The sequence below is a fragment of the Vagococcus sp. WN80Y genome (genome assembly GCF_059621045.1).
Map to the genome: position 1 here is coordinate 90,758 of NZ_JCAQHY010000175.1, position 12,100 is coordinate 102,857.

Genomic DNA, 12,100 nt, shown 5'->3' on the forward strand with positions numbered 1-12,100 from the left:
CGGTGCCATGAATATGTAGGCATTAAGAACTTTCTGGTGGTACTTTTGGTGGTACCTAATAGGAAAAATAAGCACTCCAATTATTTTGGAGTGCTTATTTAGTTGTTTTCTGAGTAATAAAGTTCTAATTTATTTATCGCTTTTTCTTTCACTTCTGGCGTAACTTGAGCATATACTTGTGTTGTTTTTACCTCTTTGTGTCCAAGTAAGTCTTTGATGTCCTCTAATGCGACCCCAGCTTGTCTTAATCTGATGGCGTGAGTATGTCGTCCGTCGTGTAGTCGGATGTTTGGTAGGCCTGCCTTTTTGATGATTCTATCCCAGGCGCCGTTAGTAGACCTCGCTCTGACAGGGTACCCTTTATTTTTACCTTTTGAATAGATGAATAGGAAATCGCTGTTTGTACTGGTTAAAGGAAGGACGTTGCTAGTTTCATATGATTCGTTGTAAAACTGTATTAAAGCATTTTTAAGACGATTCGTAACAATAAGTTCACGTTCACCAGCTGGTGTTTTGGTTTCGTCTAAATAAATTTCACCAGATTTTTCTTTTCGATATAACCGTTCTCTACTAATAGAGACATTATTACTTTTAAAGTTAAAATCATTCCATTTAAGAGCCATGACTTCACCTTTTCTTAAACCTAGATCAAAGACACAAAGAAAAAATATATACCAAAATGGTTCCCGCTCCTCTTTAGCAAATTCAAGGAATTTTTCAGCTTCTTTAACGCTGAAATGTTTTGGTACTTCGTTTCTCTTAGGTCTCTTATCACGAGGAAATTCAACGTGATCAGTTGGATTAGACGAAATATAGCCAAGTTGAACGGCTTTTCTAAAAGCATTTGATAGACATCCGTTTACCACATTAACAGTGTTCCATCCTAGTCCATTTCTTGATTTACCTTTTCCTTTTTCACTGAATAGTCTATTAATAAATTGTTGATGAGCTTCTCGGTCGTAATCGTTTAGTTGATATTTTCCAATATAGGGATCTATGTACATCCTTATGGTATCTTTATAAACGATTCTTGTTCCTTCTTTAACGGATTGTTTATAATTAGTGATCCACTCATCCAAATAGGAAGAGACAGTAAGTTTTTTAGGATTTTTTCTTTTATATGTGTTAGAAGCTATTTCGCCTTCAATTATTTTTGCAGCATTTCTAGCTGCAGTTTCATTTGGAAAACCTTTTTTATGAATTTTATTTGGAAAACCCGTTCCTTTGTTTTTTCCATTAGAAATGAAATACTCCCATTTTACAGATCCATCTTTTAAGATGTAACTTTTAATTGATGCCATTTTCCGTATTCCTCCTTTGAAATTACGAAACAACTATATGATTAAAGAGTTATCAACAATTTTCTGTTAATAACTCATATTTTTTGTTAATAAGTACGAACGTCAGTTCTTTTCTGGTTTAAAAAGAAAAGCCCGAAGGCTGGTCTTTAATTTTTATTGGTAATATTGTCAGGGTCATTAAAACCTGATAACGTTATGGAATGTTTATGGTTGAGAACTTCTTTTAAATATGAGTCTACATTAACATAGGTAGAAGCTTTAGAGCTCATCGAGATAATTCTTAATCTCACTTCATGATCTTTAGGGTATTTTTCTAACTCTTTAATCAATTCTTCTATTGTCATCGTGCGCCTACTTTATTTCGAATTCTAGGACTCTATTACCATCATTTACGCTACCATCATCAGAAAAAACTTCTCCTAGATGTGCTTCATATAAGCCAGTGTAACTATCTAAGTTTTTCCCAAGATACATTGTATCTCTTAGATTAGTTTTTTTAGAATCAGGCAAAAAAGTTTCGGTAGACATATTAGAGATATTGTCAATATTCATATCAATTTGAACTTTATCTGGAGTTTTAACTGTATTCAAAAATCCATTAAAAGATACTTCTACATTAGCTGTATTGTATATGTCTCCTTCAAAAATTAAATAATACAAATTATCTCCAGGAACAGGTGTTTCTATAGCACCATTAGGAAAGGAGGTTCCACTCAATTCGGATGTAGTACTATTTGATATGTTTTCGATTTCAATTATTCCAAACTTAGCGTTTGAAATTTTTAGAGAACCATATTCAAAATCGTTAAATGAATAGAGCTTAAGCAATCTAAATACTGACAAATCAGTATTCTCAAAAAAGTTACCAGTCGTTTTTAATTCATCAACAGAGTTCACTTGTAAATCATTGTCAAATTTAGAATTTGTTTCAGTGGATTGCTGAATAGTCTCCGAAGAATAGAGAGTAGTCGATGTACTATTATTAAGTTGAGAAGAACTGCCTGTAGCTTTTTCACCATTTTTTGAGTTTTCGCAACCTGCTAAAAGCGCAGATATAAGTATTATTAGTCCTAAACTAATCCTTTTTTTCATCTTTTCCTCCAGTTATTGAATGAATTTGTTGACTATATTAGTGATTTCTTTTGCATGAGTGGTGATGTCGAGAGGCGTATCAATTGTGAAAACTTCTTTGTCTTCATTATTAAGTTCTATTCTCATGCTTGAATCAGTTGAATAGAATCGTAAAATCCATTTTCTAATATTGTCATCAAGTAATACATTAAAATAGCTTTTATTGTCACGATAAAAAACTCTAGATAATACAACGGTATCCTTCAAAATAAGTTTGACAGTAGTATAGGCCTCTAGTTCTTCAGGAGTTGTGATAATTTCTTGTTCGGTTTTAACGGGAACTTCGTCTGTATCTTCTTTAACTGTTACAGAAGTATTTAATGCAGCGCTCAGTTTTTCATTAACTCGTTCATTAATAATTTGGTTCAGTCCTTTTTTTATGATGGGAGTAAATTTATCTATAACAGGTTTTGTTTTAACACCATCGTATATTTCTCCGACAAGATACTTTACAAATTCCTCATTAGGGGTAGAAAACTGCTCATGGAAAAATAGTTTAAGATTATTTAGATATTTTAATTCAGATGCACTACTGGTAATAGCGTCAACATCAAAATTATCTTTATGGAATTTTGATAATTCTGGTATTTGTGTATCTTTAATATTTGCAATATCAACTGTTAAAAAAGGACTGGCATCCATTTTATTTGGTTCTTCTAAATCAGTAAAGAATTTATATTCTTCGCCATTCGTAAGAATTCCAAATTTAGAAGTTGTTGTTCCAAAGTATCTAAAAAGTTGAGAATCGTGTTTTGTTAATTTCTCTGTAATTGATTTAGCCTCAATTAAAATAACAGGTTTGTTATCTAGAATAATTGCATAGTCCACTTTTTCCCCTTTTTTTATACCAACATCAGCTGTAAACTCTGGAACAAACTCGGTTGGATTAAAAATATCGTAACCAAGAATTTGAAAAAAGGGCATAATAAGAGAGGTTTTTGTAGCTTCCTCAGTACCAATATTTTCTTTCAATAGTGTGACCCTCTTGCTCAAGCCTTTTAAATCATCTTTAAATCTTTCCATATCCATTTAAACTTCCTCCAATCGTTTTATAAAAATCTCTCAAACTCATATGATAAACCCAAATAATCTAATATTTGATAATTGGTCATATCTTTAACACCATCAATTTCCCTGGTTAATAAATCAAGTGCAAAAACGTTCGCTTGTTTTTCCTTTTTTGAAATTGAAGCAGTAGCCACGTTTCTATAGAACGGTGTGCTATGGCCTTTGTGTAGGCGACAGTGACCTAATTCGTGGGCTACTATAAATTTTTGAATATGCTCAGGCAAATTGATACTAACAAATATGGTACAGCAACGATTTGAGCGAACCATGCAGCCCCATGTATCTTCAGGCATATCGACATATCTTAATTCGTAATCGCACTTTTCTACAATTTTGTAAGGATCGCTTGTATCGTGTTTTGCTAACAATTTATCGATTTCTGTGATTGCTTCATCATCAGGATACATGGAATCACCTACTTATCATCGCGATATTTTTTGTTTGTAAATTTTTTCTTTGCCTTCTCTTTGTTAAGCTGTAAGCCCATTTCAAGAATGGTTTTCATCCTTGCCTTATCCTCGTCAGTCATAGGCTCCCCGAAATAATCAACTTCTTCATCCGTGTATAGACCATCTAGCATTTTTTCTGAAAGTTCCCCAATATCCAGCTTTTCTTTATCAGTGAGCGCATAATACGGTTTTTTTTCTTCATCTTCTAATCCATGAAGAAAGTCTAAACTTACATTATAATACTCAGCTAATTTTTTTTGAATCTCCATGTCAGGCATTCGTTTGCCTTGTTCATAGGATGAATAAGTAGTTTTAGCAACGCCTAAAATTTTAGCCATATCAGTTTGAGTGAGTCTGGTTCTATTTTTTCTTAATTCTGTAATAATTTGAGCGAACATACGTCCACCTCCCCATTACGAGTATTTTACTACACAATATGCGTACTTTCATTATAAAATAAAAAAGTGATACAAAAAGAGTATTTTAATGTTGACATAAGACATTATGTGTACTATTATGAAAGTACGCAATACGTATTACAAATAGAGAGGAGTGTTATTTATGAAAGAGTGGCTAAAAAACAAGCGAATTTCAAAAGGCTTTACACAAGAAGCAATAGCAAATCTAGCAGGTATTGCTAAAACAACATATGCTTCATATGAGCAAGGACAAAGAAATCCTTCTGTAGAGAATGCAAAAGTTATTGCCAGTATTTTGGGAGTTTCATGGACTCTTTTTTTTGAAGATAGGGTACGCGAAAAGAGTTCTACAGTGAATCAAAAACAGGAGGTGAGCTAGTGAAATCCGATATTGAAAATTCTGATGTACAAGTTGGAAAATGTCCACATTGTAATGGGGATTATTATACAGAGAATACCGCAACAAAAACATGGTGGTGTTTTAACTGCGGTAAACATGGGAGACTCACTAATAACCAAGATGGTACTTCATCCAACGGTGGAAGCTCTCAAATCCGACACTAGTGTAATTATCTCCAATTTCGATTATGTACCATCCTAAGTCAGGCAGTGCTTCGGCAATGTCATCCTGAATAGATTTTATATGAGCGTCCATGAAAATGAACCATGTATCAGAATCATATTCATAAATGTTTTGTTGCCAATCTTCAATAATATCTCTTTTTAAAGTAACTGATGAATCAGAGAACAAAGAAAATATGGCTCTAAGAGTATCTTTATCACTTTTGTTCAATGGCTCGTCTGCACGAAAAAGGTACACTCTTGCATTTAGTGGATCAAACAAATTTATCACCTCACTTTCAACTAAATTATATCAGTTGGGTGAGTGAAAAAGAAACGGAGAAAAAATTTATGTTTAATAATTTACTTGGTAAAACACTTGATAGTCGAGAAGTAGCTGAAATTGTTGAAAAAGAACACAAGTATTTACTTAGAGATATTCGAAAGTATATCGAGTATTTAGCCGAGACCAACTTTGTCCCCGGAGATTATTTCATAAGTTCGTACTATCTGGATGCAAACAATCAAGAACGTCCCATGTATTTAGTTACAAAACAAGGGTGCGAAATGATTGCCAATCGCTTAATTGGGAAAAAAGGTATCCACTTTACAGCGATTTATGTTAAACGATTCAATGAGATGGAGAATTATATTTCTAATCAAGAACAAACTCCAGAAGACATAATGATTGCAACTTTACAAAATATTAAAACTGTCAAACAAGAGATAACAACTGTTAAATCTGACATTGTAGACCTTAAACAAGAGATTGATCTAACTCGTAAGCAAAAGAAAGAATTATCTGATTTAGTTAAGCTTAACGTGATGAAAGCTGTAGGAGGCAAGAAATCACATGCTTATAAACAATTGTATCGTGTAGCAATTGCTGAGCATTGGAGATCGCTAAAAAATTATTTTGATGTTGCTAGCTATGAAGAAATTCCTAAGTTACGATTTTCTGAAGCCATGGAGTTGGCTGAATGTTGGAATCCATCTGCTGAGTTGGCTTTAGAAATAAAGTCTGTAAATCAAAACAATCTTCAAATTGCTTAACTTTAGTTTACTAACAAATTCACCATATTAATAGATAGGAGGATATGGATAGATGAATCAGCCTAAACAACCAATTACGATTAAATTGTTAGTTAACGGATTATTCCAAAGTATATACGCTAATGATTTACAACGAGATATTCGTAAGCAGTTTCGTATTGAGAGTGTGCCGAATTGTTATGACTATCCTGTAGATACAATGAATGATTTAAAAATCATGTTTCTTGCATCTGAGGATACAGCGAAAGAAGTACTTGAATTTATTAATAGCAATTATGAGTTGCCAAGAGAAGCGGAAATTGTTTAACCAAAGGAGGAATTTATAATCAATGAGTTCAAAAGTCATTAACAAGATACTTATCAAATATCTATTTGAAAGTGGAAAGAAAAACAAAGTTTTTGCAAAAGAGGTGAATCGATCGCCACAGAGTTTAAGTGATTATACAGGAGGAAAGCCAGTTCCGATTGATACAGTTGAGAAAATGTGCGAAGTAGCGAATGATTCAGAATTTACTTTAAGTGTGGTCTTCGAATTTTTCGGAATGTTTAAAGCGATGGATGGGACTTTATATCAAAAAAATCCTTTAGCTTTGGCAGTTTTACAAAAGAAAGAATCAGATGAGCGTAAAGTTAATTCCGAAGAAATACAGTTAATTCTGGCCAAAGAAACAAAGGAGCTAACTTCGGAAGACAAGGATGCGCTAAAAGCTCATGTTTTTGAGTTCTCAGATGAAATAATTGTAGAGCTTTCTTACATTATCGCGGTGCTAAAAAAGGTTGGTGTATCGCTGATGTGGGTTATTAAACAACGAATGTCTTATTGGGTACAAATTGGTTATATGAGAAAGGAGTAAATTTTATGAGTTTAGAACTAGTCGATTTTAAACCAAGAGAGATCAATCAAGTAGTTAAGAAGAAAGAGGAATGGCGAAGTCCTAAGTTTGTCGCTGATTTTTTTGAAGTGTCGATTGCGACAGTTTGCCGTTGGGGACAAAGACCAGTTGATCCGTTACCTAGAAAGAAGAATGGAAATGTCGTTCGAATCGAAATGAATGCAGCTAGAGAGTGGTGGGATAGAAATGGAACGCAATAAAGCGCAAAGTATTTATATTAAACGTGTTAAAGCAGTTGGTTCAATCGTTCTCATCTTAATGTTAGCTTCTTTATTAGGTCTATTGGGAATAAAAGGCGTACTACTTATCTTTGTTCCTGTTGGGATTATGTGGTTCATGATTTGGGATGAGGTGACTTATAGACATGGCAGAAAGGAGGAACAATCATGGAAGAAATAGAAAAGGGCGATTTTAATTATGTTTGTCCAACTTGTAGTAATGAGCGATCAAGACCAGAAGATAACTATTGCTTCATATGTGGTGAGAAGATAAAAAAAGAGACCAGCGATGGCAGTCGCTAGTCAGACGCTTAAAAAAATTAAGGTACTACCATTTTAGCACAACAAAGGAGGAATTTAAAGTGAGTATTGCAGAAGCGATTGACAGATACAACACTAGTGCGCCAGAACCGTTGCTAAAAGCGACAGATTGGCAAGGTGGCGAAGTTTACAAAGGTGATGAGTTTCGTATTATCGATGGTGAAATTGTCCTAGAAGACGATGTACAGGAGTTTTTAGATACTAGGTGGGGGAAGGTGCAGACAGCATGAGTTTATCGGCGTTTGATCAATACGAAATTGAAAAAATTGATACTGAGCTTGAATCAGATGAAAGAGAAGCTTGGAAAATTGATAGTCTGGATGGAGCAAATTGGGCTTTAAGAAAGATTAATGCTCTTCAAAAAAAGGTAGATGATACAAAACGATTGGCAAAAGAAGAACATGATCGGATTAAAAAATGGGAACAACAAGAGGTTGAAAGTGACAGTAATAGTATTCGATTTTTTGAAGAAAAATTGAGTGAGTATTTAAGAGAATTAAGAAAAAGTGATCCAAAAGCTAAAATTAAAACGCCATATGGAACTGTTAGTAGTCGAAAAGTTGGAGCTAGTATTTCGTATGGTAGCGAAGCAATTCAAGAATTAAAAGAACTTGGATTAACTGAGTACATTCGTGTGAAAGAGGAAGTTAATAAGACTGATTTAAAGAAAGTTCTTACGATTACTGAGGATTATAGAGTAATCACCGAAGATGGAGAGCTTTTAAAATCAGCAGTTGTCAATGCTGGAACAGAAAATATAGTCGTAAAGGCGGCGGATTAATATGAGTAATGAAATAGCTGTACAAACTACAAGTATGGATTTAGTAATGGGGGCTGATTTAGAACAAGTAACGAAAAAACTTCAAGCAATAGCTAATTATCAAGCAGTCATTCAGACTAATTTGAAATCAGGTCAAGACTTTGGGGTGATACCTGGTACAAGTAAACCGACACTTTTAAAGCCAGGTGCCGAAAAAATTCAAATGCTATTTGGAGTCACCAGTGAATATGAAGAAATCGAGCGCATTCAGGATTATGACAAAGGCTTTTTCGCCTATACGATTCGGTGCACATTGTCCAAAGGGGGAAATAAAATTACTGAAGGGTTAGGTCATTGTAACACCAAAGAGAAAAAATATAGTTATGAGGGGGCCAACCCCTATGATCTAGCGAATACATGCTTAAAAATGGCTAAGAAACGTGCTCAGGTCGATGCTACGTTAACTATTGCAAGTCTATCGGAGGTATTTACACAGGATATTGAAGACCTGCAAGATTTTTCTAATCGTGAGCAGATACAAACAATGAATGACAGTGACGCATCATCAATTAAATTAACTTTTGGGAAACATAAAGGTAAAACATTAGCTATCGTGTTCAAAGAAGATAAGAGTTGGTTAGAGTGGCTAGTAAAGCAGCCAACTGAACGGGCTGTTACAGATGTTCTTAAAAAAGGTGCTCAGATGCTTTTAGATGGTAAACAAGTAAGTAAGGTTCAAAATGATAACGAAGTAGCTGACCTAATCACCAAAGAACAACTAGAAGAGGTTGAGACTCTATCAGGTGTAATAGCAGCTGCTAATGACATAGAAGTAGAAAATATTATTGAAGCTTTTGGTATCTCTGATTTGTCAAAGATTAATCAGGCAACAGCTAATGACTTGATTAATCGATTAAACAAGAAAGTTTCATCTGCAATGGAAAAGGTTGAGGTTGAAGAGCCGACACAAGAACAATTATTCAATGATAAGAAAATCGGGGCTATCGCTAGCGCAGGAGATAAAGTAATAGATATATCGGATGATGATTTACCTTTCTAGTTGTAGCACAGCGAATAAATAAACGAAAGGGGTATGGAAGTGGCTATATACAGACAACTTCATACAACTTTTTGGAAAGATGATTTTATCGGGGAATGCAATCAACTTCAAAAGTTATTCTACCTATATATTTTTTCGAATGATAAGACGACTCAAAGCGGAGCGTATAAATTCAGTTATCGATACGCTTGCTTTGAGCTGAGTCTTGACAACCAGAAAGTTGATGAATTAATTGATTTCTTTGTTAAGAAAAATAAGATCAAGTTTAACAGAGAAAATAGTGAGATTTTTATAGTAAATTGGCTTAAATATAACAAAGCTAAATCACCAAAAGTTGCTGTCGTGATTGATCGGGAATTAAAAGAGTTGAAAACAGTTGAATTCAAATTAGAAGTTGTCAAGAACTGTATAGAGTATAAATACCCTATAAAAACTACATTAGAGGAAATAAATAGAGTATCTATACCATATGGATACCCTATCGATAGCATATCGCAACCAGAACCAACAACAGAACCAACACATAATAATAACCAGCAACAGAACCAAAATGAGTCCGAAGCGGCTTCTGCTGCTAATGCTTTTGATTTTTATCAAAATAATTTTGGTGTCATGGCTCCGACAGTCATGGAAACCGTGGCTCACTGGATTGAGGATATTGGTGAAGAACTTGTTATAGAGGCTATGAGAAGGTCTGTTATTGATCAAAAAGGGTTTAGGTATGCAGAAGGAATCATGAGGAACTGGGCTAAAAAGAATCTGAAAACAATGGCTGAAATTCTTGCTGATGATGTCTCTTTCAATAACCGCAATAAAGTTACTAACAAACCAACCATCAGAAAAGAGACAATGCCAGACTGGCCTATAGTTTCTGAAACACCAGTAAGTGAGGAAGAAAAAGCGGAGTTTATGCAACAATTAGCTGCTATGCGTGAAGGTAGTGTGGCTAACAGTGAATAAGATCGTCATTCCGTTGCCGTTAATGACTTTGAATGAGTACACCAATCAACAGCGCACTCACTGGTCTAAAGGTGCCAAAGCTAAGAAAAATGAGACATATATTTGCATGATGCACGTTAAAAATGCCATGAATCAAGGGGTTAGATTTGAGCCGCCGTTTTGTCTAAAGTTCACATGGTTTTGTGCGAATCGAAGACAAGACCCTGATAATATAGCATTTCAAAAGAAATTCGTTTTAGATGGCATGGTAAAAGCTGGCTTTATTGATAATGATGGTTGGAATCAAATTCTAGGTTTTGTAGATTGTTTTGAAGTTGATAAAGAGTATCCGAGAGTTGAAATAGAGGTAATTTAATAACTAAGCAATACTTAATTTTTTAAGAGTCAGATTCATAAACTTTTATAGGAGAGTGGTTGAAATGATGATTAATCTAGAAGAGTATAAGCAGTATTTAAAGGACACTAAGAAGGCTGAGAGTACGATCACTAATTACATGACACAACTAAGGCAATTTGATAACTACATGGTCCAGAATGGCTATGATCGATTTTGTGCAGAAGCATCTGAGGGGTACAAAAAACACATGATTAAGGTTGATAAAAAAGAAATATCCAGCGTTAATAACTGCATTACGATTATCAACACGTATTTTAATTACCTGAAGAACGAAAAACGGGTGAGACGTACACGGAAATACAAGCTAAAAACTGAGAGAGTTCAAAAGACAAATAGTCATGAATATTTAGTCCCTGAAGAATATGAGGCGCTATATAACGCTTGTCGCCATCCAGAGACTAAAGTGTTGATTAAGCTCATGAGACTAACGGGAATGCGGATAAGCGAGGCGGTGGGCGCGACTTATGAGCAAATAGAACCAGAGATAATCACGATTCACAATAAAGCTAAGTGGCGTATTGTGGCTATCGACGACGAGTTCAAAGCTGAAATCAAGTCGTTTTTCGGGAAGAGAGAACCAACAGAACCACTGTTTACTTTTTCGAAGACAACGTACAGGAACCGAATAAAGGAGGCTGCTCGTTTGGCTGGTATTCCAGAGAAGAAGGCGTTTCCACACGCGTTCCGTCATTATTTTGCGAAAGAATACCTCCGCAATTCTGACGATGAGAGGGCCCTTGTAATGCTAAAGGACTTGCTAGGTCACAGTGATTTGTCCACGACATCCGGCTACCTAAAATTTACGAACCGCGAACTTGCGGACTCTATGATAAAGAAAAAATCTAAAACTGATTAATATACCACGGATTAAGAAGGAGGCACAGCATGGACACTAAATACTATGATTTCCCTTTTTACACCGAAAAGGAATGTGATGATTTTTGCGACTATTTCAGTGTAACTGACAACAAGTTTATGAAATTAAATGCAGAGTTCATGACAGAAGTACGTTGTGTTGAGTATGAAATACTTGATCAAAATAAAGCTAAAAAGATTTTTGATGAGTACGGTGAGTCAGAATCAACCGTAAAGGTTAATCATCCTTTATTAGAAAGTACAACATACAATTTGGAGTATCACCAAGTAGGTATCTATTACACTGGGGATGCAGATTTCAGTGTAATTGTTAGATTTAAAGATAGACCAGCAAGTGTTGTATTACGTTGTTCTGAGCGAACTCATGGAGGAGAACAAAGACATTATGAAATGTTAACTGGACGAGATTTGGATGCAGATAGAAAGACTATAGATTTAATTGGGACCGACTTATTCGATAAGCACAAAGAAACTTTAACCGAAATCGAAAAAGCACACCCAGGGATAAGTCAATTTCTGACAAAAAGCGATTAATTTGCGGAGGAATAACAACCTAATTTAAGCCGATTTAAGGTATCCATTTGGCTGTTACATATAAATAGTCGTGTAAGTATCTAAAAGGGTGCTAACAGC

At 34.8% G+C, this 12,100-nt stretch carries 21 protein-coding genes; 14 read left to right on the plus strand and 7 right to left on the minus strand.

The window, feature by feature from the left end:
* Nucleotides 1-98: 98 nt before the first annotated feature.
* The 6 genes from AC5KOD_RS21565 to AC5KOD_RS21590 all read right to left on the minus strand — a co-directional run bounded on the left by AC5KOD_RS21565 (nucleotide 99) and on the right by AC5KOD_RS21590 (nucleotide 4,347).
* The gene (locus AC5KOD_RS21565) at nucleotides 99-1,301 is read right to left on the minus strand and encodes a tyrosine-type recombinase/integrase (RefSeq protein ID WP_496916653.1); all 1,203 of its coding nucleotides are present in this window, start codon (nucleotides 1,299-1,301) and stop codon (nucleotides 99-101) included.
* A gap of 146 nt (nucleotides 1,302-1,447) precedes the next feature.
* Nucleotides 1,448-1,645, minus strand: a complete 198-nt coding sequence (locus AC5KOD_RS21570; RefSeq protein WP_496916654.1) for a hypothetical protein — start codon at nucleotides 1,643-1,645, stop codon at nucleotides 1,448-1,450.
* Nucleotides 1,646-1,652: 7 nt separating this feature from the next.
* Entirely contained in the window at nucleotides 1,653-2,393 is a 741-nt protein-coding gene (locus tag AC5KOD_RS21575) for a hypothetical protein (RefSeq protein ID WP_496916655.1), read from the minus strand.
* Nucleotides 2,394-2,405: 12 nt separating this feature from the next.
* Nucleotides 2,406-3,461 (minus strand): type I restriction endonuclease, encoded by a 1,056-nt coding sequence (locus tag AC5KOD_RS21580; protein ID WP_496916656.1) that lies wholly within the window; start codon nucleotides 3,459-3,461, stop codon nucleotides 2,406-2,408.
* Nucleotides 3,462-3,481: 20 nt separating this feature from the next.
* Nucleotides 3,482-3,907: an ImmA/IrrE family metallo-endopeptidase gene (locus AC5KOD_RS21585; protein WP_496916657.1), complete on the minus strand. Its 426-nt coding sequence runs from the start codon at nucleotides 3,905-3,907 to the stop codon at nucleotides 3,482-3,484.
* Nucleotides 3,908-3,915: 8 nt separating this feature from the next.
* Entirely contained in the window at nucleotides 3,916-4,347 is a 432-nt protein-coding gene (locus AC5KOD_RS21590; protein ID WP_496916658.1) for a helix-turn-helix domain-containing protein, read from the minus strand.
* A gap of 163 nt (nucleotides 4,348-4,510) precedes the next feature.
* On the opposite strand from AC5KOD_RS21590, the gene AC5KOD_RS21595 reads away from it, so the two are divergent.
* Nucleotides 4,511-4,747, plus strand: a complete 237-nt coding sequence (locus AC5KOD_RS21595; RefSeq protein WP_496916659.1) for a helix-turn-helix transcriptional regulator — start codon at nucleotides 4,511-4,513, stop codon at nucleotides 4,745-4,747.
* 129 nt (nucleotides 4,748-4,876) lie between these two features.
* On the opposite strand, the gene AC5KOD_RS21600 is transcribed toward AC5KOD_RS21595, so the two are convergent.
* Nucleotides 4,877-5,212: a hypothetical protein gene (locus tag AC5KOD_RS21600; protein ID WP_496916660.1), complete on the minus strand. Its 336-nt coding sequence runs from the start codon at nucleotides 5,210-5,212 to the stop codon at nucleotides 4,877-4,879.
* A gap of 68 nt (nucleotides 5,213-5,280) precedes the next feature.
* On the opposite strand from AC5KOD_RS21600, the gene AC5KOD_RS21605 reads away from it, so the two are divergent.
* The 13 genes from AC5KOD_RS21605 (at nucleotide 5,281) to AC5KOD_RS21665 (ending at nucleotide 12,001) form a co-directional block, all read left to right on the plus strand.
* Entirely contained in the window at nucleotides 5,281-5,982 is a 702-nt protein-coding gene (locus AC5KOD_RS21605; protein ID WP_496916661.1) for a Rha family transcriptional regulator, read from the plus strand.
* A gap of 52 nt (nucleotides 5,983-6,034) precedes the next feature.
* A complete protein-coding gene (locus AC5KOD_RS21610) occupies nucleotides 6,035-6,289 on the plus strand; it encodes a hypothetical protein (protein WP_496916662.1) in 255 nt (84 codons plus the stop codon).
* 22 nt (nucleotides 6,290-6,311) lie between these two features.
* A complete protein-coding gene (locus AC5KOD_RS21615; RefSeq protein ID WP_496916663.1) occupies nucleotides 6,312-6,836 on the plus strand; it encodes a hypothetical protein in 525 nt (174 codons plus the stop codon).
* Nucleotides 6,837-6,841: 5 nt separating this feature from the next.
* A complete protein-coding gene (locus AC5KOD_RS21620) occupies nucleotides 6,842-7,075 on the plus strand; it encodes a helix-turn-helix domain-containing protein (protein WP_496916664.1) in 234 nt (77 codons plus the stop codon).
* Nucleotides 7,062-7,274 carry a hypothetical protein gene (locus tag AC5KOD_RS21625; RefSeq protein ID WP_496916665.1) on the plus strand — a complete coding sequence of 71 codons (213 nt, stop codon included), beginning with the start codon at nucleotides 7,062-7,064 and terminating at the stop codon, nucleotides 7,272-7,274. The genes AC5KOD_RS21620 and AC5KOD_RS21625 overlap by 14 nt, the downstream gene beginning before the upstream one ends.
* Nucleotides 7,262-7,396 carry a hypothetical protein gene (locus tag AC5KOD_RS21630; protein WP_496916666.1) on the plus strand — a complete coding sequence of 45 codons (135 nt, stop codon included), beginning with the start codon at nucleotides 7,262-7,264 and terminating at the stop codon, nucleotides 7,394-7,396. The genes AC5KOD_RS21625 and AC5KOD_RS21630 overlap by 13 nt, the downstream gene beginning before the upstream one ends.
* Nucleotides 7,397-7,455: 59 nt before the next feature.
* Complete coding sequence (locus AC5KOD_RS21635; RefSeq protein WP_496916667.1) at nucleotides 7,456-7,644, plus strand: YqaI family protein; 189 nt, start codon at nucleotides 7,456-7,458, stop codon at nucleotides 7,642-7,644.
* Nucleotides 7,641-8,195: a host-nuclease inhibitor Gam family protein gene (locus AC5KOD_RS21640; RefSeq protein WP_496916668.1), complete on the plus strand. Its 555-nt coding sequence runs from the start codon at nucleotides 7,641-7,643 to the stop codon at nucleotides 8,193-8,195. Before AC5KOD_RS21635 ends, AC5KOD_RS21640 begins: the two co-directional genes overlap by 4 nt.
* A gap of 1 nt (nucleotide 8,196) precedes the next feature.
* On the plus strand, nucleotides 8,197-9,234 hold the full coding sequence (locus tag AC5KOD_RS21645; RefSeq protein ID WP_496916669.1) for an exodeoxyribonuclease X C-terminal domain-containing protein: 1,038 nt from the start codon (nucleotides 8,197-8,199) through the stop codon (nucleotides 9,232-9,234).
* 39 nt (nucleotides 9,235-9,273) lie between these two features.
* Nucleotides 9,274-10,194, plus strand: coding sequence for a DnaD domain-containing protein (locus AC5KOD_RS21650; protein ID WP_496916670.1), 921 nt, complete (start codon nucleotides 9,274-9,276; stop codon nucleotides 10,192-10,194).
* Entirely contained in the window at nucleotides 10,187-10,549 is a 363-nt protein-coding gene (locus tag AC5KOD_RS21655; protein WP_496916671.1) for a RusA family crossover junction endodeoxyribonuclease, read from the plus strand. Before AC5KOD_RS21650 ends, AC5KOD_RS21655 begins: the two co-directional genes overlap by 8 nt.
* Nucleotides 10,550-10,613: 64 nt before the next feature.
* Nucleotides 10,614-11,447 carry a tyrosine-type recombinase/integrase gene (locus tag AC5KOD_RS21660; protein ID WP_496916672.1) on the plus strand — a complete coding sequence of 278 codons (834 nt, stop codon included), beginning with the start codon at nucleotides 10,614-10,616 and terminating at the stop codon, nucleotides 11,445-11,447.
* 29 nt (nucleotides 11,448-11,476) lie between these two features.
* The gene (locus tag AC5KOD_RS21665; RefSeq protein ID WP_496916673.1) at nucleotides 11,477-12,001 is read left to right on the plus strand and encodes a hypothetical protein; all 525 of its coding nucleotides are present in this window, start codon (nucleotides 11,477-11,479) and stop codon (nucleotides 11,999-12,001) included.
* The last annotated feature ends 99 nt before the right edge of the window (nucleotides 12,002-12,100 follow it).